General features: G+C 42.0%; 15 protein-coding genes. 4 read left to right on the top strand and 11 right to left on the bottom strand.

The window, feature by feature from the left end:
• Positions 1-88: 88 nt before the first annotated feature.
• Complete coding sequence (gene metG, locus HMAT_RS19940) at positions 89-2,158, bottom strand: methionine--tRNA ligase (RefSeq protein ID WP_104384630.1); 2,070 nt, start codon at positions 2,156-2,158, stop codon at positions 89-91.
• A 268-nt stretch (positions 2,159-2,426) separates the two neighbouring features.
• On the opposite strand from metG, the gene HMAT_RS19935 reads away from it, so the two are divergent.
• On the top strand, positions 2,427-3,329 hold the full coding sequence (locus HMAT_RS19935; protein WP_104384629.1) for an LD-carboxypeptidase: 903 nt from the start codon (positions 2,427-2,429) through the stop codon (positions 3,327-3,329).
• Positions 3,330-3,339: 10 nt separating this feature from the next.
• On the opposite strand, the gene HMAT_RS19930 is transcribed toward HMAT_RS19935, so the two are convergent.
• A complete protein-coding gene (locus HMAT_RS19930) occupies positions 3,340-4,170 on the bottom strand; it encodes a universal stress protein (RefSeq protein WP_104384628.1) in 831 nt (276 codons plus the stop codon).
• Between the two features lie 243 nt (positions 4,171-4,413).
• Between HMAT_RS19930 and HMAT_RS19925 the strand changes: the two genes are divergently transcribed.
• Entirely contained in the window at positions 4,414-4,821 is a 408-nt protein-coding gene (locus HMAT_RS19925; protein ID WP_104384627.1) for a DoxX family protein, read from the top strand.
• 112 nt (positions 4,822-4,933) lie between these two features.
• Here the strand turns inward: HMAT_RS19925 and HMAT_RS19920 are convergent, their stop codons facing one another.
• The 3 genes from HMAT_RS19920 to HMAT_RS19910 all read right to left on the bottom strand — a co-directional run bounded on the left by HMAT_RS19920 (position 4,934) and on the right by HMAT_RS19910 (position 9,419).
• Positions 4,934-5,764, bottom strand: a complete 831-nt coding sequence (locus HMAT_RS19920; RefSeq protein ID WP_104384626.1) for a universal stress protein — start codon at positions 5,762-5,764, stop codon at positions 4,934-4,936.
• Positions 5,765-5,997: 233 nt separating this feature from the next.
• Positions 5,998-8,118, bottom strand: coding sequence for a carboxy terminal-processing peptidase (locus HMAT_RS19915; protein WP_104384835.1), 2,121 nt, complete (start codon positions 8,116-8,118; stop codon positions 5,998-6,000).
• Between the two features lie 203 nt (positions 8,119-8,321).
• Positions 8,322-9,419, bottom strand: a complete 1,098-nt coding sequence (locus tag HMAT_RS19910; protein WP_104384625.1) for a M48 family metallopeptidase — start codon at positions 9,417-9,419, stop codon at positions 8,322-8,324.
• A gap of 345 nt (positions 9,420-9,764) precedes the next feature.
• Here HMAT_RS19910 and HMAT_RS19905 point away from each other — a divergent pair, with 345 nt between their 5' ends.
• Both HMAT_RS19905 and HMAT_RS19900 read left to right on the top strand, forming a co-directional pair.
• Entirely contained in the window at positions 9,765-11,045 is a 1,281-nt protein-coding gene (locus tag HMAT_RS19905) for a replication-associated recombination protein A (protein WP_104384624.1), read from the top strand.
• A 200-nt stretch (positions 11,046-11,245) separates the two neighbouring features.
• The gene (locus HMAT_RS19900; protein WP_104384623.1) at positions 11,246-12,811 is read left to right on the top strand and encodes a S41 family peptidase; all 1,566 of its coding nucleotides are present in this window, start codon (positions 11,246-11,248) and stop codon (positions 12,809-12,811) included.
• Positions 12,812-12,936: 125 nt separating this feature from the next.
• On the opposite strand, the gene HMAT_RS19895 is transcribed toward HMAT_RS19900, so the two are convergent.
• From HMAT_RS19895 to HMAT_RS19870, 6 genes are all read right to left on the bottom strand, one after another.
• Positions 12,937-13,851: a hypothetical protein gene (locus tag HMAT_RS19895; RefSeq protein WP_104384622.1), complete on the bottom strand. Its 915-nt coding sequence runs from the start codon at positions 13,849-13,851 to the stop codon at positions 12,937-12,939.
• Positions 13,852-13,873: 22 nt separating this feature from the next.
• Entirely contained in the window at positions 13,874-15,502 is a 1,629-nt protein-coding gene (locus HMAT_RS19890) for an ABC transporter ATP-binding protein (protein ID WP_104384621.1), read from the bottom strand.
• Between the two features lie 21 nt (positions 15,503-15,523).
• The gene (locus HMAT_RS19885) at positions 15,524-15,793 is read right to left on the bottom strand and encodes a PqqD family protein (protein ID WP_104384620.1); all 270 of its coding nucleotides are present in this window, start codon (positions 15,791-15,793) and stop codon (positions 15,524-15,526) included.
• Positions 15,794-16,103: 310 nt separating this feature from the next.
• Positions 16,104-17,015, bottom strand: a complete 912-nt coding sequence (locus tag HMAT_RS19880) for an NAD-dependent epimerase/dehydratase family protein (protein ID WP_104384619.1) — start codon at positions 17,013-17,015, stop codon at positions 16,104-16,106.
• 599 nt (positions 17,016-17,614) lie between these two features.
• Complete coding sequence (locus HMAT_RS19875) at positions 17,615-18,082, bottom strand: S24 family peptidase (RefSeq protein WP_104384618.1); 468 nt, start codon at positions 18,080-18,082, stop codon at positions 17,615-17,617.
• Positions 18,083-18,085: 3 nt separating this feature from the next.
• On the bottom strand, positions 18,086-19,000 hold the full coding sequence (locus HMAT_RS19870; RefSeq protein WP_104384617.1) for a DUF5106 domain-containing protein: 915 nt from the start codon (positions 18,998-19,000) through the stop codon (positions 18,086-18,088).
• Positions 19,001-19,206 lie beyond the last annotated feature (206 nt).

Raw genomic sequence — 19,206 nt, 5'->3', positions numbered from 1 at the left:
ACATAGGAAAATTGATCCTAACGAATAAATTTACCATAAAAAAGCCTGTCCAAAAGACAGGCTTTTTTATGATATCGTTTACAACTCATTAGCGTACTGTGCTACCTACTTTAATCGCAGTATCCGGTTTGACAAAATCCAGTCGGCCATCAGCATCTTCGGCCATCAGGATCATCCCCTGAGAGGTAATCCCTTTGATTTCACGAGGCTCTAGATTCACCAAAATAGAAACCTGGCGTCCGACGATTTCTTCAGGACTGAAGAATTCCGCAATACCAGATACGACGGTGCGTTTGTCCATACCCGTATCAATTGTTAGCTTCAGTAATTTCTTTGTCTTCGCAACTTTTTCAGCCGCTAAAATTGTTCCCACACGGATATCCATTTTTACAAAATCGTCAAAACTGATATTTTCTTTTGCAGGAGCAACTTTTGTATTGTCCGCGCGGTTTTTCAGTTTCGCTTCCGCAAGTTTGTTTAACTGGAACTCAACTTGTTCGTCGGTGATTTTGTCAAACAACAATTGTACTTCCCCCAGTTGATGTCCATCTTCAATCAGTCCTTCGTTGCCCGCATCACTCCAGTTCCCTTGTGGGAAATTGAGCATTTCAAATAACTTTGTCGCTGTTTTTGGTAGGAAAGGCTGTGCCAGTACAGCCAGGTTAGCAACAATTTGAGACGCCACATTCAGGATCGTTTTAACACGCTCCTCGTCTGTTTTGATGACTTTCCAGGGCTCTTCATCCGCTAAATATTTGTTACCAAGACGTGCAACATTCATAAATTCGGCCAGCGCTTCACGGAAACGGAACTGTTCTAATGACGACTTAATGGAGGCCGGGTAAGATTTCAACTCGTCCAATACCGATTGATCCACTGCTGTCAATGGCGATCCATTTAATACTTTGCCTTCGAAATATTTATGGGAAAGTACCATTACACGATTGACAAAGTTACCAAAGATAGCGACCAGTTCGTTGTTGATCCGTGCCTGGAAATCTTTCCAGGTAAACTCCGCATCTGAAGTCTCTGGCAATATCGAGGTCAGCACGTAACGTAATTCATCCTGTTTGCCCGGGAATTCTTGTAGATATTCATGTAACCAGACCGCATGGTTTCTGGAAGTTGATAACTTATCACCTTCTAGGTTGAGGAATTCATTCGCAGGGATATTTTCCGGTAAGATATAGTCCCCATGTGCATGAAGAATTGCCGGAAATATAATGCAGTGGAATACAATGTTATCTTTTCCGATAAAATGGATCAATGTTGCATCGTTCGCTGGATTTTCATGGGTTTTCCAATAGTCTTCCCAATTTTTTCCGTGGTCAATTGCCCACTGTTTCGTCGCAGAAATATAGCCTATTGGCGCATCCAGCCATACATACAGTTTTTTTCCTTGTGCTTCTTCCAGAGGTACATCTACTCCCCAGTCCAGATCTCTAGTCATCGAGCGAGGCTGCAGCCCTGATTTTAGCCAGGATTGGCATTGGCCAAAAACATTGGATTTAAGAATATTTTTCTTGCCTTCGATTAACCATTTTTCAAGCCAGGGCTGATATTTATCCAATGGTAAATACCAGTGTTTTGTCTCCTTCAATACCGGTGTTTTTCCACTCAGTGTAGAAATGGGATTGATCAGGTCTGTTGGACTAAGTGAGGTACCGCATTTTTCACATTGGTCGCCATAAGCGCCTTCGGATTTACAGTTTGGACAGGTTCCCGTGATATAGCGGTCTGCCAAAAACTGATGGTATTCCTCATCATAGTATTGCTCCGAGAATTTCTCGACAAATTCACCTTTGTTGTATAAATTCAGGAAAAAATCCTGTGACAATTGATGATGAATCGGTTCAGAGGTACGGTGGTAGATATCGAAAGAAATGCCAAACTCTTCAAAGCTCTCTTTGATCTGTTTGTTGTATTTATCTATGATCTGCTGTGGGGTAATGCCCTCTTTTTTTGCGCGGATGGTAATGGCTGCGCCATGCTCGTCCGAACCACATACATAGACTACATCCTTTTGATTTAAACGCAAATAGCGAACAAAAATATCACCGGGAATATAAGCACCGGCAAGGTGTCCGATATGTAAAGGACCATTGGCATAAGGTAATGCCGAAGTAATTGTATAACGTTTTTTATCTAGAATACTCAATGCTTGAAAGTATATTAAAGTTTTTACTTGTTTCTTTCACAAAGATAATTCAATTTGCGGTATAAAACTAAGATAAATTTGTGTTAATTTGTCGCTCAGAGAGCTTTATGGACGACCAAATTTAGCGTTCTCTCCTCATCCATTGAAGATTTTAATAGAGGAAACCATCACGAGCAACAACAAAATAATTTGAGTTAAAATAAAGCACATTGGCGCATGATCGCTTCATAGCCATAAAAAATCAAATCATTCATGAAACATAATAATTATGTCTAAAATACCCGATTTTCTTAAAAAAGGTGACAAAGTTGCCATCGTTTGTCCGGCCAGTTTTATTCGCGGCACGATTGATATAGGGATTGAAACATTGAAGAGCTGGGGACTGGAGGTTCTGGTAGGAGAGACGGTAGGGACATCTTACCACCAATTTGCCGGAGATGATCGGCTGCGCGCCGCAGATCTGCAATGGGCACTGGATGATCCATCCATTAAAGCTGTATTTGCCGCCCGGGGAGGCTATGGTTGTGTCCGTATTGTGGATGAGATCGATTTTGCTGGTTTTGAGCAGCATCCCAAATGGTTGGTCGGCTTTAGCGATATCACTGTATTGCACAGCCATATTCAGCGTAACTATAAAATTGCAACCATCCACGGACAGATGCCCAAGTCTTTTGAATCGGGAACAAAAGATTCGCTGGAGACGTTGAAAAATGCACTTTTTGGGGAATCCATGGACTTTGCATATGAGCAATCCGTATTCCCCAATCGTCCGGGGGAAGCCGAAGGGAAACTGATTGGTGGAAATCTGGCTATTCTATTATCCGTCTTAGCTTCGGATTCCGATGTTAAGTATGCCAATAAAATTCTTTTTATTGAAGATGTGGGCGAGGCCTATTACTCCGTGGACCGGATGCTCTGGGCGTTGAAGCGCGCGGGTAAATTTAAAAAATTGAAAGGCCTTATTGTCGGTAGTTTTTCGTCCATGAAAGACAATGACCCCACATTTGGACAGACCGTAGCGGAAATTATCTGGGACAAAGTTGAAGAATACGACTTTCCGGTTGCCTTTGGTTATCCTGCGGGGCATATTGATGATAACCATGCGCTGGTATTGGGCCGAAAAGTAAGATTAATAACGAGTGCCAATAAAACCGAACTTAGCTACATATAGACTTTCCCTATTACCCTGAATGGACGGGGATCACCATCATTGCGGCCTGGCTTTTCCAGGCCATTTTTTGTGCGATACTGGTGTTGAAAATCCGGCTGAGTAATCCTTTGTCACGATGGAAGGTAACCATCATATCAATATGATTCTCATTGATGTATTGATTAATACCAACGGCAATGTCCGATTGCAGGATATAGCTGTAGATCGGATGGTAAGAGGCCAGCAGATCGGTCATAATATTAATTTCTGTGCTTAGCGCCTTACTCGCAGGATCTTCCTTAGTCACATGGACCACATAGACCTCACTTTTGCGGAGTACTTCCGCCGCATTGACCAATAGGCGGTCCAGTTTGATTTTCACCTCTTTTAGATTCGTTGCGATCAGCATTTTTTTGGGAATCCTGAACTCTGCTTTGGCCGGCACAACTAACAGCGGGGTATGACAGTTTTCGATCAATTTTAAGGTATTGCTTCCCAGAAGCAGTTTTTTAAATCCACTTTTACCGGCCGTTCCCACCACCACAAGATCAATATCTTCTTCGGCACAGGTGCGGTTGACGCCATAGCTTAATTCATACTCTTCCAGAACCACTTTCCATGCGATCCCCTGTGGAAAGAGTTGTATCAGATCCTCCTGCCATACGTTGAGATCCTTTTGTTTTTCTTCCAGAATATCCGAATTACTGATGACGACAGGCTCTGTTCCGACTGTCGGGACAACCTCATAGGTGTGGTAAAGCACTACCTTTTCTATTCCCCAAAGCGGAGCTAATTTTGCAGCGTATTGGGCAGCAGCATAAGCATTGTCAGAGAAATCCGTTAGCAAGAGAAGATTCTTCATTTTATTTTATAATCGGGTCTACGTCCCTTAAATTACGTATTTAGTAGCATAAATGCAATATTTTTCTATTCAGATTAATCTATTTTATTGAATTTCTTAATCTATATCAAAGGGAAATATCCCATACCGGTTTAATTTTGTGGTGTCAAAAGGCAGGATTTAAACAGCGATCAATGAAAAATTTTGGTTATTTTAGGAAAGTCTATCAGTAATTAACAGTTTAATATATTATAATTTTTATTTATGGCAATTTGGAATTCACTGGGTAAATATAGGGATACAGGCTTATTGGTCCTTCGTATCGGATTAGGTGTCATGATGATCATGCATGGTTTGCCCAAGCTGCAGGGAGGTCCTGAACTGTGGGCTGGTGTAGGTAAAGCAATGGGCAATATGGGCATCAATTTTATGCCGGCATTTTGGGGTTTTATGGCCGCAGCAGCAGAAACCATTGGTGGTCTTTTTCTACTATTAGGACTCTTTTTTAGACCCTCAGCCCTGTTACTTGCTTTTACGATGGTTGTTGCTGGACTGATGCACCTATCTAAAGGCGACGGTGTCTCTGGAGCATCCCATGCTATCGAATTGTTTTTCGTGTTTCTGGGACTTGTATTTATTGGACCCGGGAAACATTCCGTAGACAAGAAATAGCAGAAATTTAGCGGCAAATCACAGCCAGGGTCGTTCGTGATATTATATGAGTACAAAGAGCGCTCCGTATATCGAACTTGAAGCACGGAGCGCTCTTATGTCAGTGGCCGTTTTAGGACTTGTCCATTGGAATAACCAATAAGTTGGCAGCGCCGTTCCAGGCCATCTTTTTGGATATACTTGTTTTAAATAGACTAGCCAGTAAGCCTTGTTTCTTATGAAAGGACAGGATAAGGTCAATATGTTTCTCTTTTGCATATTCCGCTATTCCCATCGTAATATCGTCGTGACTGATGTAGTCATAGATCGGTTTATACTTGTCCAGCCGTTCATGTAGGTGTTTTAATTCCTGTGCCAGATCTGCGGCCGAACTCTCCCGCTTCGCGACGTTCAACACGTATAACTGTGCGGAGAAAGCATCGAGGACCTGATCCAGGTTAAACAGACTTAATTTCCGGTCTACTTCTTTCAGGTCAGTGGTTGCCAGTACATGCTTTGGAACTGCCGGATCGACCTTGTGGGAGACAATCAGCATCGGCTTATTGCAGATATCCATTAGGGTAATGGCGTTGCTGCCTACCAATATTTTTGCGAAGCCAGTCTGTCCCGTGATTCCCAGTGCCACCAGATCAATAGCTTCGGATTTGCAGAGGTCATTCACCCCTATCGGCAGGTCGACATCCTCCATCCTGTGGGATAAGGTCACCTGTGGTGGGAAAAGCGGTTTGATCAGTTCAAGCCAAGTATTTAATTCTTTCTCTTTGGCCTCTTTCACTTCGTCATTGACCACAACTATGGGTTCGTTGTTTACAATTGTTACGCTGTTGTACGTATGGTAAACAATAACTTGTTCAGTTTTCCAGGCCGCTACACAGAGGGCGACCTGTTTTGCCGCTAATAGTGCATTTTCTGAAAAGTCGGTTAAAAGCAGGATACGTTTCATTGTGCTATAAGTTAGAAATTTTATGTCAAGCCAAGTTTATGTTTAGTATAAACAGTTTAAGCCGGTTAAAGTTTACACAACCGGGGCCATCGTCCTAAAATCTACTCGATTATCGAGTTATAGCAAGGTACGAAGAAAAGATGAATTCGTTGTTAATGACCTAGCATTGTGATGACTATCATAAAAAAAGGCAACCGTTGTTACGATTGCCTTTTTTTATGGGAGTATCCCCGTTATTTTTTATTTGCAAAATTGATGATGTAATCCGTCATGACTTTTGCACTTTCATCTTTTACGAAGTCAAGATCCATTTTCGGTTGCGGTTTACCCTCTTCCCAAGCTGGTTTGCCCTGTAATTTCAATAAAGCATTGATACGGTCTTTATTTTTCTTGAGGTTGTCATCTTTTTCTTTTTTGAATTTATTCAATTCCAATGAAATTTTGACATCCTCATCTTTTTGAGCCTCTTCAATGTCCTCTTTTAAGTATTTGTATTCCAATGAATTTTTGATACGATCCTCGTGTAAGGTTTCGAGCTTTTTGTCCACACCGCTCATATCCGCGACTTTTTTGAAGTTGCTGGACTGGATCTGATCCCAAGGAAGGGCAGACTTTTCTGAACTTTCACCAAATTTCTCTGCAGAGAATTGAGATGGAAAAGTAATGTCAGGTGTCACCCCTTTATGTTGTGTACTGCTGCCATTGACACGGTAGAATTTACCCAGTGTAATGTTGATCTGTCCATATTGTGGTGCACCTTCTGGCGTATCAGGATCTTTCTCACCAGAAGCTTTCAGTAACAAGCGGCTTGTTGGGCTAATGACACGTGACATGTCTATAGCCGATTGAACGGTTCCCTTACCATAACTTTGTGAGCCAAGGATTACCCCTCTGCCATAATCCTGAATCGCGCCGGCGAAAATTTCAGAAGCTGAGGCCGAGAAACGGTTGATCATCACACCCAGTGGACCATCCCAGGCCACACCAGCATTTTTGTCTTCTTCGACGTCAATATTATTTTTGGTATCTCTTACCTGTACCACAGGTCCTTTGTCGATAAACAAACCTGTCAGATCAATGGCTTCTGGAAGTGATCCCCCGCCATTGAAGCGTAGATCAATAAGTACAGCATCGACTTTTGCCTGTTTCAGGGTATCTAAGATCAATCTAACATCCCGTGTTGTACTTTTATAGTTTGGATCACGTCTTCTGTAAGCCTCAAAATCCATGTAAAATTTAGGGATATTGATCACCCCGACTTTATACATTTTGCCATCAGCACCTTTGATGTTCATGATTTCTTTTTTCGCGGATTCTTCCTCGACAACGATTTTCTCACGGACTAAGGAAACAATGCGCGGGTGCGAGTTCATCGGTTGCCCGGCCGGAATAATCTTAAGTCTTACGATTGTTCCTTTGGGTCCTTTTATTTTAGCTACTGCCGCATCCAGTCTCCAGCCGATGATATCTTCAAATTCGCCATCTTTGCCTTGCGCGACACCGATGATCTTGTCGTTCACCTGAATGGTTTTATCCTTAAAGATCGGTCCGCCGGGAATGATTTCGTTGATGCTCACGGCCTCATTGTCGATGGTCAGTCTTGCACCTATACCTTCAAAAGTATTTGCCATGCCTTCATTGAAAGCCTGTGCATAGGATGGGTTGAAATACGAGGTATGCGGATCCACAGCATCCGTAAGCGCCTGCATAATGATCTGGAAGGCGTCATTGGAATTGTATTTTTTTGTCTGCGAAATTAAATTCACATAACGTTTCTTCAATGTTTCCACCTGTTTGGTTTTGGCACTGTCCGTTGATTTGCCACTAGCTGTTTCCAGGTTCAATAAGTCATACTTTACCCGTTTACGCCATTGGTCATTCGCTTCGGCATCAGCTTTGAACCAGCCTAATTTTTCACGGTTGGGCTGATAATACTCGTCTTTGGTAAAGTCCTGGGGTTTGTCGATTTCAGAAAGCGCATATTGCATCCTTTCCAAATATCTTTTTTTGTATACATTGAAGATATGGAAAGCAGCAGAAAGATCGCCATCTTTCATATCTTGAGCCAGATTACTCTTGTAAGCCTGAAATTCATCGATATCCGACTGGAGCAAGTAATTTTTGCTTTGGTCTAAGCCTTTGATCAGATTATCGTAGATAATTCCAGATATCGAATCATTCATTTTGACTTTCTTGTAGCTCGCATTTTCCAATAATCCAATGACTTCTTTCGCGATGATCTGATGCTGCGTGCTCGGCTTGAGCCCGCCGTCATCTGGAAGCGTCACCCTTGGTTTTGATCCACAGGAGACAATAGATACCACAAAAAGTGCAAATATGAGTTTCCTAAACATATTTTCGACAGTTTTAATAATCATTTTAAAAATAAAAATATTCAGCTCTTATTGATAAGCGTGCTAAATTTAGTGAAATTCATAGCACATTATCATAGATTCTAAAAATTTATTTGATTTATCCTTTAATATTTACAAAAAGCTTAAAATACAATTTATTTCTTACTTTCTATTCTCGGTTGCTATGATCTGATCAAAGCCCATTAATTGTACAATTCCTTTTTCAGCTGTGTATATGCTTTGTAAGTCTGGTCGGCGGATGGATAATCCTTCAGAACCAGGTATACTTCGCCCAATTTGTCCAATATCGCCAATGACAGCTGTTTGTTATTCTCATTGGAGGCCAGTTCAGCCGCCTGTATAAATTCTTTGATGGCGACTTTGTAATTACCATCCTTTTGTTTGGAGGCGGCAAGTAGATACTCGATCTCAGCAAGTTCGCTGCTCAGTTTTTTTGCGTTGGCCAGATCGCGGGCCTGCAGCAAAAACCACTGTGCCTCTGTGTATTTATTTTGCTTAAAATAAATCTCCGCGAGCATTTCCCATGCGAATATTTTGCCTTCATAGGCTTTAGACTTATTGAATAGGGGGATAGCACTTCGGATAATATTATTTTCAGCAGCTTTAAAGTTTCCTTGTCCTGCACGTGCCATGGCAATTAATAACCAGGCATTGGCCTGTTCGAGGTAGCTTTTGCTGACCGTGGCGTAGCTATGATATTTTTGGGCACTTTCTTCGGCTTTGACAAAGTCCCCATGGTACAATTGAAAGTTACTTAGATTCAGGTTGATTGTAGCAATGTCATCTTTATTGTCGGTACGGTTGGCCAATGTTAAGGCGTCATACAGCAATTTTGAGGCATTGCTGCTGTCGTTATTTTTAATGGCAAATAGCGCGGCCTCATTCGCTAGGGCATAACCCGCAATCCAGTTTTCCGATTTCTTTTGCTGCTCGATAGCGTTATTCCATGCTGCGGCATCTGCCGGAACAGGGTTCATCAGGTATTGAAAATGCCCCATGTTGTTGGTGCTTTTCAATTGCAATAACAAGCGTTGAAAGAGTAATTGTCTGGCGATTTCCTTGCTAAAGCCTTTTTTATCGCTATAATTATCTTCAATAATTTCGTTTTCAGTCTTTGGGGGGGGCAGGAAATACACCTCCGGGCCTACACCTTTAAATGAAACATCATATTTTTTTATAGCCCCGGTATAATCCTTTGGGGCTTGCTGTGCCGCCACCTTTCCGCTCATTCCAACGGTCAGGATTAGGGCAGTCAAAAGTAGGGTCCAGTATTTCGTCATCCTTATGCTTTATAACGCCATAATTGACGTGTATTACTAACTTAGATAAATTGCATATCAAAAGCAATTTATGATTTTATTCTTCGATGCGCCCGCAAGCTCGGTTGTGCTCAGCCATATAAAACTTTAATCTTAGAGCAAACTCGGATAAATTGTATAGTGAAAAGCAATTTATCGATCTCTGCTCGACCACAAAGACTTATATTAGAGCAAATATGACGAAAAATTGTGTGAAAAAATGTTAAAATGCTTTTTGAGTATCCACAAGCCCACTATTTGGGTATACTTTATCGGTATACGCTAAAATATTTAGTTATTTTGCCATTTAATTTTTAATTTTGTATTATGGCAACACGTATCCCGCTTGCAGAAAGACTGCGTCCACATCAATTGAATGATTATGTGGGACAGCAGCATATTGTCGGCCCTGATGCAGTCCTGTATCATGCAATTCAGCAAAAAAATATCCCTTCGATGATCCTATGGGGGCCTCCGGGTGTCGGAAAGACAAGTTTGGCACTGTTGATTGCCAAGGAGCTGGATCGCCCCTTCTTTTCGCTGAGTGCGATACAGGCAGGAGTAAAAGATATCCGTGAGGTTATTGACAAAGCCGAGCGGCTGATGAATTTCAATCAGGATCAGCCCATTCTGTTTATTGATGAGATCCATCGTTTTTCCAAATCTCAGCAGGATTCTTTGTTGGGCGCCGTCGAACGGGGCTTGGTTACACTGATCGGCGCGACAACTGAAAATCCTTCGTTCGAAGTGATATCCGCACTGCTATCCCGTTGCCAGGTCTATGTACTCGAACATCTATCGGAGGAGGATCTGATCGGTCTGGTTCAAAAGGCGCTGCACGAGGACGAATACCTCCAAAAGCATGAAATTGTTGTCGAAGAGTATGAAGCACTCTTGCGTTTATCTGGCGGTGATGCGCGCAAACTATTGAATGTGCTCGAGCTTGTGGTCAATGCATCGGTTCTCCACAGGGAGCCGATTACGAATGCTTTTGTCTTGCGGCAAGTGCAGCAGAACATGGCGATATACGACAAGGCGGGCGAGCAGCATTACGATATTATTTCAGCTTTTATTAAGTCTATTCGCGGATCCGACCCAAATGCTGCCGTGTACTGGCTGGCACGCATGATCGAGGGGGGAGAAGATCCATCATTTATCGCCCGTAGATTACTGATTTTAGCATCTGAAGATATTGGCAATTCCAATCCCAATGCCCTCTTGTTGGCCAATAATTGTTTCCAGGCAGTGAATGTAATCGGCTGGCCCGAATCGCGTATTATTCTGTCGCAAACTGTTATTTACCTTGCCACTTCGGTCAAGAGCAATGCTTCCTATGAAGCAATCAATAAGGCTCAGGCGCTGGTGAAACAGACCGGCGATTTGTCTGTGCCCCTGCACATTCGTAATGCCCCGACCAAGCTGATGAAAGACCTTAATTATGGTGCTGAATATAAATATGCACATGCCTATCCCGGCAATTTTGTGGTACAGGAGTTTCTGCCCAAAGAAGTCAGTGGCGTAAAATTATATGAACCCGGACAAAATCCGCAGGAAGAGAAGATCCGCCATAGTCTACGCGACAAGTGGAAGGAGAAATATAAGTATTAGTAGTTAGATTTTAGTAGTTAGTATTTAGATCTGGATTGTCAGCCAGCCAATAATTTAATTAACAACGGTGGTTTTGACTGGGTCTTGTTTTTTGGAGGGTAAGAGGCCGCTGAAAAACTACAATTCTTTGTTATCAAGCGTAATTAAATTGCATATAAAAAGCAATTTATCTATGTTTGTTTTACAAAATGCTTTAATATATGAACATAGTGCCTCTACAACAAGTAGGACGTTGGGCAGCCATAGCGCTGATCGGACTTACTGTTCTTTCCTGTAAAAAGGATAATCCAAAGCCCGAACCGGAGCCGGAACCAACTGACCGCACCGAAGGTCAGCTTATTAAAGACGATATTTATAAATATTATAAGCTCTATTCCGTATGGGCGGATGGATCTATTCCGGATTATTTAAAAGATCCGGCTCAATATACCGATCAATATGGCTCGGCGAGCAATGTGCTTGATGCACTCAAAAGGCTGACACCCGTCCATGTGGCGGCCGGTTACTCGGGCGTTTTTGACCGCTTTTCCTTTATGGAGGGAATCAACGGTTACAATATCGCCGGGCAGGCCAGTACCAAGATGGATAACAACGAAGGCTATGGTATCTCTGTGCAGTGGTTTTCGATAGACGGCAAGATCGCACACCCCTATATTTCCTTTGTCGAGGGTGGTTCACCGGCTCAGGTGGCCGGATTTAAACGGGCAGATATTATTAGCTCGGTCAATAATGACAAAGAAAATTATTCGGTCGAAGTCAGCTGTCCGGATCCCGGCGGAAGCTGCGAAGTAAAGGATCCAGCTGCCTATAGTCGATTACGTAACACGATCAATACAGCCTTGGATGCTGCCAACCTTACCCTGCAAGTGAAACGTGCGGATAATAAGGTGTTCGAAAAGCCGATGAGTTATAACAATTCGTATGTGATCAATCCGATTTACAAGGATACGATCTACCTCAACAGTAATAATAATGTCGGTTATCTCGCCTTATCTTCGTTTGAAGAGATCGAGAATAACAATCAAAATCAGAAAAATATCAATGCAGCCTTTGCGCAATACGAAGCCAAACAGATCAAAAGCCTGATTGTTGATCTGCGTTACAATGGCGGGGGCTATGTAGACGCGGCTATTTATATTGCGGATAAGATCGGTGGCGCCAAGACCAAAGGTAAACTGATGCTGACCTATGAAATGAATAAGTATATGCAGTCGGATGCGGCAAAAAGCTTAAGAGATCAACTGAATATGCATGATACCTACTTCGAAGGACTAAGTGCCTTAAATCTCAATAAAGTTTATTTCTTGGTGAGTGAGGAGACGGCTTCAGCGGCTGAGATGCTGATTAATGTGCTGGTACCACACCTTCCGGTTGAGATTATTGCCACGGAGTCAAGAACCTACGGTAAGCCCGTCGGGTTTTTCGAGCAGAAAGTCCGGGATAAAGTATCTTACTGGCCGGCTTCATTTATCTTGAAGAATTCGCGTGGAAATCTTGGTGAGAAATATAACAAGGGAACTGAATCAGGTCTGCGTGATTATTGGGACGGTCTAGTTCCCGATAAGAGTGGTGTCGGTGACGATGTTTCAGCTGGTGTCGGAGATCCTAAGGAGAAAATGCTGGCAACAGCTTTAGCGGAAGCGGCTCCGTCGACCAAAGCCCGGGCGGCATTAAGGACGCTGTCTACACGGACGATCCAGGCGGTGGATCAGGGCAAAATGCATACAAGGCCAGAGCGTGGCATGATCAAGACAAGGAGCAAATAAGTTAATGCTACTATCGTGTGCTAAGAGAACACTGGCACGGCTTGATAATAACTCAAAAAAATAGAAAGGTCCCCGGATAACATAATATCCGGGGACCTCTTACTTTAAAAAAATCTTAATACGAATTACTTACTACCAAATATGGATGAATAACACAGCTGGGCCGCGGCAGCGTCGGGCAAGCATTGGAGATAACCTACCGGTATTTCGCCTACAATTTTTTCGAGAATTGTATTCATCCCGGAAAAAAGATCTTTGTTCCACCGGATCGCGGTACAGCTCGGGAGCACCGCAATAAAGCCCTTGAGTCCAGGCTGCAATGTAAATGTATTGGCCGGAGCCTGCTGTAGCCGTACGAACGCTTTTAATGGTAGCCGTTCATTTTTATAACAGGGTGTTTTGCCACTCCAGGGCGTTCCATAGATAAAAATGCCCGCCGCTGTTATGCGGATGGCCGGATTATCATCGTTTAGTAATACAGTGTTGGGAATATGAGTTTGCCATAGCCGGCTGTGTGTGCTTTTTCCGGTCCCGCTTTTACCTAAAAAGGCGATTCCGCTACCCTCATGATTGACCACGGAGGCATGAATCATAATGGTATCATGCAGTAGGCTGGCTTGGCCAAATATCATCATGGACATCCAGGTGATTACGGCACTTTGCTCAGTGGACGAGCTCTCAGGCACATAAATCGTCGATTCTTCAAAGTTGCGACTGCTGTACTGGTACCAGGTCCCGGTAGCATGATCATTTATTATTGTTGTAATGAATGTATCCTCTTTTTCATAAAAGCGAAATCGATCCCCCCAGGCGATGGATTCATCGGTCCGTAGTAAGCCCATATCGGCTGTCGCCGGAGCCCTGTCTAAACTGATATGGATAACAATGTCAGCTTTATCATCAGTCGTAGTGATCTGAAAATCCCGAAAAGAGAAGAGAATATGATTGAGCGCAATACCTGTCGGATGGTTAAACTCCAAAATTAAGTCTGCGATACGATAGCGGGTTTGTGCCAATTCAGTTGATTTCGTTCTAGTCATGATTCAGTTTTTACTTATTTCTTTAGTCCAGGTAGATGCGGTGCTGACATTTATCTGCCAGGTTTAAGTCATGTGTTACAAATAGACATATTTTATGTTTTCCATATCCCAGCAGGCGTTGGGTCAGCATATCCGAGGTTGTACGGTCCAGGGCTGAAGTGACTTCATCAAAGAGCCAGATATCACCGTCATGCATCAACGCACGTGCAATGGCGATGCGTTGTGCTTGCCCCTCCGAAAGACCCATCCCAGATTCACCAACTAAAGTGTCCACACCATCCGGAAAATCAAATACAAACTCTGCACAGGCCAGCCAAAGCGCTTTATCCATATCCAATGGGCTATCTTCTTTCACATGGAGCAGGAGATTTTCTCGTATCGTTCCACTGAAGAGCGAATTCCCCTGTGGGATATAAGCAAAGTTGATGCGGTGTTTTGCTTCCAGCGATCTTTCACCATCGTTGTCAATCAGTATAATGTCACCTGTTTCCGCTTTTAGCAGCGATAGCAACAGCCGGATCAGGGTTGTTTTTCCTTTTCCGCTCGGACCAATAATTGCTGTTGGTTCGCCAACTTTCAGTGAGAGTTTTAACTGTTGTAATACCCATTTGTCCTCGTAACGAAAGGAGAGGTCACGGATCCGGAGTTCTTGTGTTTTGTTCAGGCGCTCCTGTTTTACCTGAGGTTCAATCTCACCCTCCTGTAATTCCAGGAGCCGGTCTGCGGATACCCGAAATCGGACGAAGCCTGGAATATAGGCGATCAGGGCAAGAATTGGGGTTTGAATTCTGGCAACCAGTTGCAGAAAGGCCGTCATGGTCCCAAAAGTGATCTGCCCCGATTGTAACCGATGGACGCCCCAGATAAAGGCGACTAAATAACCCGCATTCATGGCGACTTTCATAGCGCCCTGGGTATAGGTCGAAAAATTGATCTGACGCATTTTCAATAAGAAAAGCTGTTGTTGACTTGCTGTCAATTTCGCACGCCTTTTAGGAAAAATGCCCATGGCACGGATCAGCAGGCGGAAGCGCAGATTTTCCTGGAGGACCTTTGAAAAATTACTTTCCTCCTCTTTTACCTCTTTGCTGAGTTTACGCATTTTACGGAAGTAAATCTTTGAAAAGACAAAGAGGGGCGAGATGGCTAGGATCATCAGGGCGAGCATGGGATCCATATACCATAGGAAACCCACTGAAGCCAATAGTTGGATAATCGTCAATACAAAGGAAAGTACGGTACTGGCGATGGTATTGGCCACTTCTTCACAGTCTGTCTGAATCCGGATCTGGATATCACCCGTATGCCAGTTTTTGATCAGCCGCCATACCGATAGCATCTGCGCGTCGAGCATATTACGCTGCAACTGGAGTGTCATCATCAATTTGATCCGTTCGAGCAGACGGCCCGAATAGCCTTTGATGGCCACATTGAGGGTGATGCTGCTTATAATGCCGATCAACAGCCATTTGAGTGGCAATTCCCCGGGAGAGGTAGCCACATCAACCGCTTTTTTGGACAGGTAGACAAAGACAAGGGAGAGACCGATACAGATCAGCTCCAATACAAAGTAAAGAAGCAATCTACCGCGATAGCCCTCGCTGATGGACCATGCCCAGCGCGCATGTTGTTTCAGGCTGTTATTGTTCATTTGGATAGATCAATGGAAAGGTTATTTTTCCAATAGTCCTTGTCTTTCAAAATCTCCAAGTAACACCTTGGCATCGGATTGTGCTTGCTCTACATCTACTTCATAATTATCACAGAGCAGTTCAACGATTGTTGCCTGATCAAACTCTTTTCCTTTGAGTTGCTCCCAAAGCCATGCCGCAGAGCTATTCAGTGTGTACACGGTCGATAGGTCAATGCTATCTTGACTGGGGTCAACAATTAAATGATCTGCACCAATTGTTCGCAATACTAAATCCGATCTCAATTTCATATGTAAATTATTTGTATATAAAGCATCTGCCTTTAATTGTAATAAAATAGGGTGCTATACCTGTTTTATTTTCTAAAGTGTTTGAATATCCGAACGAAAAGTTATAAGTAACTAAAATGTATAGATAATCCACATGAAGACTTAGAAAAATAGCTACATGATACCAAACTTAGATAAATTGCCTTTTATATGCAATATAATTCGCTTTTTATAGAAATAATTTATCGGCTGTAAATCATTGCTCCAATTATCCAAAGAAATCTAGATAAAACATGTATGGCCTATGCGAGGCGCATCTATGGGTTTATTTTTATACTTGCCTGAATGAACGAATAGTTTCTCGTAACCCCTCTTTTGCTGTTTTAGGTAACCTTTGGATAGCTAAAGCTACTTTTATCTTTTTGTTCGAAACCACGAGATTGCTTGTTAATTTTTTTAAACGCCAAGAATTCAAAGGTAATACTCTACTATAGTCTCCTAACTTTGAAATCAATCGGATGATACGCTTTGGTAGCGGGAAGCAAGGGGTGTTTTGTCCCGTTTCTTGTTTCATCAACTTTACAATTTCATTCGATGATAAAGTTTCATCGTCAGCGAGGTGATAGACTCCGGTCGCAATCTTCTCGTTTTGTAAAAGAGTCTGTTCAATAAAAAAGCAAAAGTTGTCAATAGAAAGAAAAGATCGCTTATTCTTGAATCGCACCAAGGGGTAAGGAATGCCCTTACTGACTATTTTGTATAATTGGCTTAGGTTCCCTTTGTCTCCTGAACCATGGACCATTGGTGGTCGAAGGATAATTAGTTTCTTATCTGTAGGTAAATGTTGGCCTAAAAGCCATTCTTCTGCAGCTTGTTTTGATCTACCATAGGGAGAAACTGAATTGTAACGAGCCTCCTCTGAAAGGGATTCAAAGGATTCTATTTCTTCAATAGCGGCCAAGGAGCTAATATGAATAAATACCTTTGCCTGTGAGGAAATAAATATGTCAAAAGCTTTTTTCGCAAGTTCAAAATTGGCATAAAAGAAATCTTTCTCTGTTGCTTTTCCCGTGAAATCATGTGCTTTGCCAACTAAATTAATAATGCAGTCAGCAGAAAAATTTTCGTTCAACCAATTTAGATTTCTCATGGAAACAAATTTGGAATGAAATGGATCTCCGAGTTTTTTACTTAAATGACCTCCTATAAAGCCACTTTTTCCTCCTAAAACTAAAACTTTCATGTTATTCCCCTTAATAACTCTTTACTATAGCTAAATGAAAATATTGTTCTAACCAAAATATGATGTAAAGAACAATTTGTTCTTTATGTATGTTAAAGTATAATTTGATAATTACACTAGCTAATCTATCTATTCGCAGCTTCTAGAATATGTTTAAATATGGCTTTCGAAGAAAAATACCGCTGATTATTCGAATGATTAAAACTTCCCTCATAATTCTAGTTAGAATAATTGTAGCAATTATACACATATTTATGCAATTATACTCATACTTGCATGTTTTTATTTACTCAACGTTAAATTCATTTAAACTGCTACAGGTATATGTTATTTTTTTTTTTTTAATTGTTTGAATTTTAAAGGATTGTAATTCTATTTTTCTTATATCGGGAGAAAACAGGGTTTAAAATACCTTTATTTGCGGATCGACTGATGAAAAAAATGAAAATATTATGAGAAATTATCGACGTTTTGCATATAAATGAACCTATATTTTAACAAATTCGTTTGTAATTTATTTGTTTCAAATGGGGGTATTATTTCCTTCAGTTACATTTAAAGTTGGAATGATACTTAATGTGTCGCCGTTATTTAAAGATTTATGAAAGTAAACTTGCTAATTTTACAACGACCCGTCGAAGCAGACGGATATGATACCAAGCCAAGCCGCGGAATCTTGCCCAGCTGTGATTTAAATTAATTTCCTTCGCTGAATTTTGCGGAAAATGAACCAAAGCAACAGCAATAATATCTGCCGGATTTATATATTCCCGTAGCACAAGATTGCCGTCCCCGGCCAATACGACCTGTCCCTTTTTCCTTCCGACGTAGCGATGAAAAACATATTTTCCCTGATGTCTGGCCAATAGGTTACTGCCGGGCTGCAGAGCCCCACCGCGGTAAGCGAGCAATAAGACACTGTCTCCATCCTGAATAAAGGGACGCATGCTGTCTCCTTTGATTCGTATACGTATCTCTTTACCTTCATTCAACATATGTTGTACTTCGGTAAAATAAAGTTCATTGGAAATAATGCGTGTCTTACTGTCTTCCGAATGTTCGGTCATATGCTATTGATTGGGTTGAACAAAATATTGAATCACCGGTTGCAGGTAAGTGTCTTTCAATAGGACTTTCTTGTTTTCATCCAAAAGATATATTGTTGGCGAAGCTTTAAGGTCATATAAATTGAACGATAGCACCTTACTGTCGCTGTCAAATCCGTTAATCCATTTTTCAGACATTTCGGGCATATAATTTTTCCATTTACTGCGGTCGCCCCAAGGGTCAATCGCTAGCACCTGGATCTGCAGCTGTGAAAAAAGCTGGACCAGTTCCGGCGTATCGCGGAGCTGGTGGATGGTTTCTTTGCAATGTGAGCAATCTGGATCATAAAAGATCAGGAAGGTATATTTAGCTTTTGTCTGCGATAGCTTCTTTTTTTTTCCATCGGCCAGTTCATAGCTGAAGTCCTCCGCGGGATGACCTACTTTATTGCGCATGACCAATTTGTAAATTGGTCTATAGGCCTCTTTTTCCAGATCCGACAGCAGATCCGTTTTGATCAGGTAACGCAATACCGACTCATAGATAATATCATTTCGCATGGGCGAATTGCCATCATATAGATAACGTTCATAAAGTTTAATGAAATGGTCAAAACTCGGTCGGTTGGATTTGGCTTTGTCTAACATCAGATCCACGGCCTTATCGCGCAGGGCTGAATCCGGGGCTTTGGATAACAGCCCGATAAAATCAGCAATTTTCTGTTCGCCAATGTCCGGATTTTTTACTTGTGCTGTGTCCTTCATGTCAAACTTGTCCCAGAAATGCAGTAAGCTGCTGTCAGCAGTGCTCAGGGAACTTGTTTTTTGCGGTATTGTTTCGTTACTTTCCTTTTTTGATTTATTATTTCCATTGCAGGCCCACAGCAGGCCTACAATCAGGCCCATCGATAACCAAAAACCAAGAGTTGAACTTTTCATTCTAATTTAATGCTTAACTTTGCTAAGTTAATAAAACTTTCAGGAATCCATTGACAGAATTATACGTAGAATGTGCCCGTTGTAATCAACTGGTCTTAATGGATTATTAAACCAATGATACATAGTATAATAAGGAGTTCTGCGTAGCAGAATGGTTGTCTTTTACGTTAGACACCTGGATATCGAAAGATTTAAGCAAAGGGCAA

The sequence above is a fragment of the Sphingobacterium sp. HMA12 genome (assembly GCF_002933815.1).
Classification (GTDB): Bacteria; Bacteroidota; Bacteroidia; order Sphingobacteriales; family Sphingobacteriaceae; genus Sphingobacterium.
The sequence above is the reverse complement of the archived record's forward strand: the minus strand, read 5'-3'. Positions and strand labels throughout refer to the sequence as shown.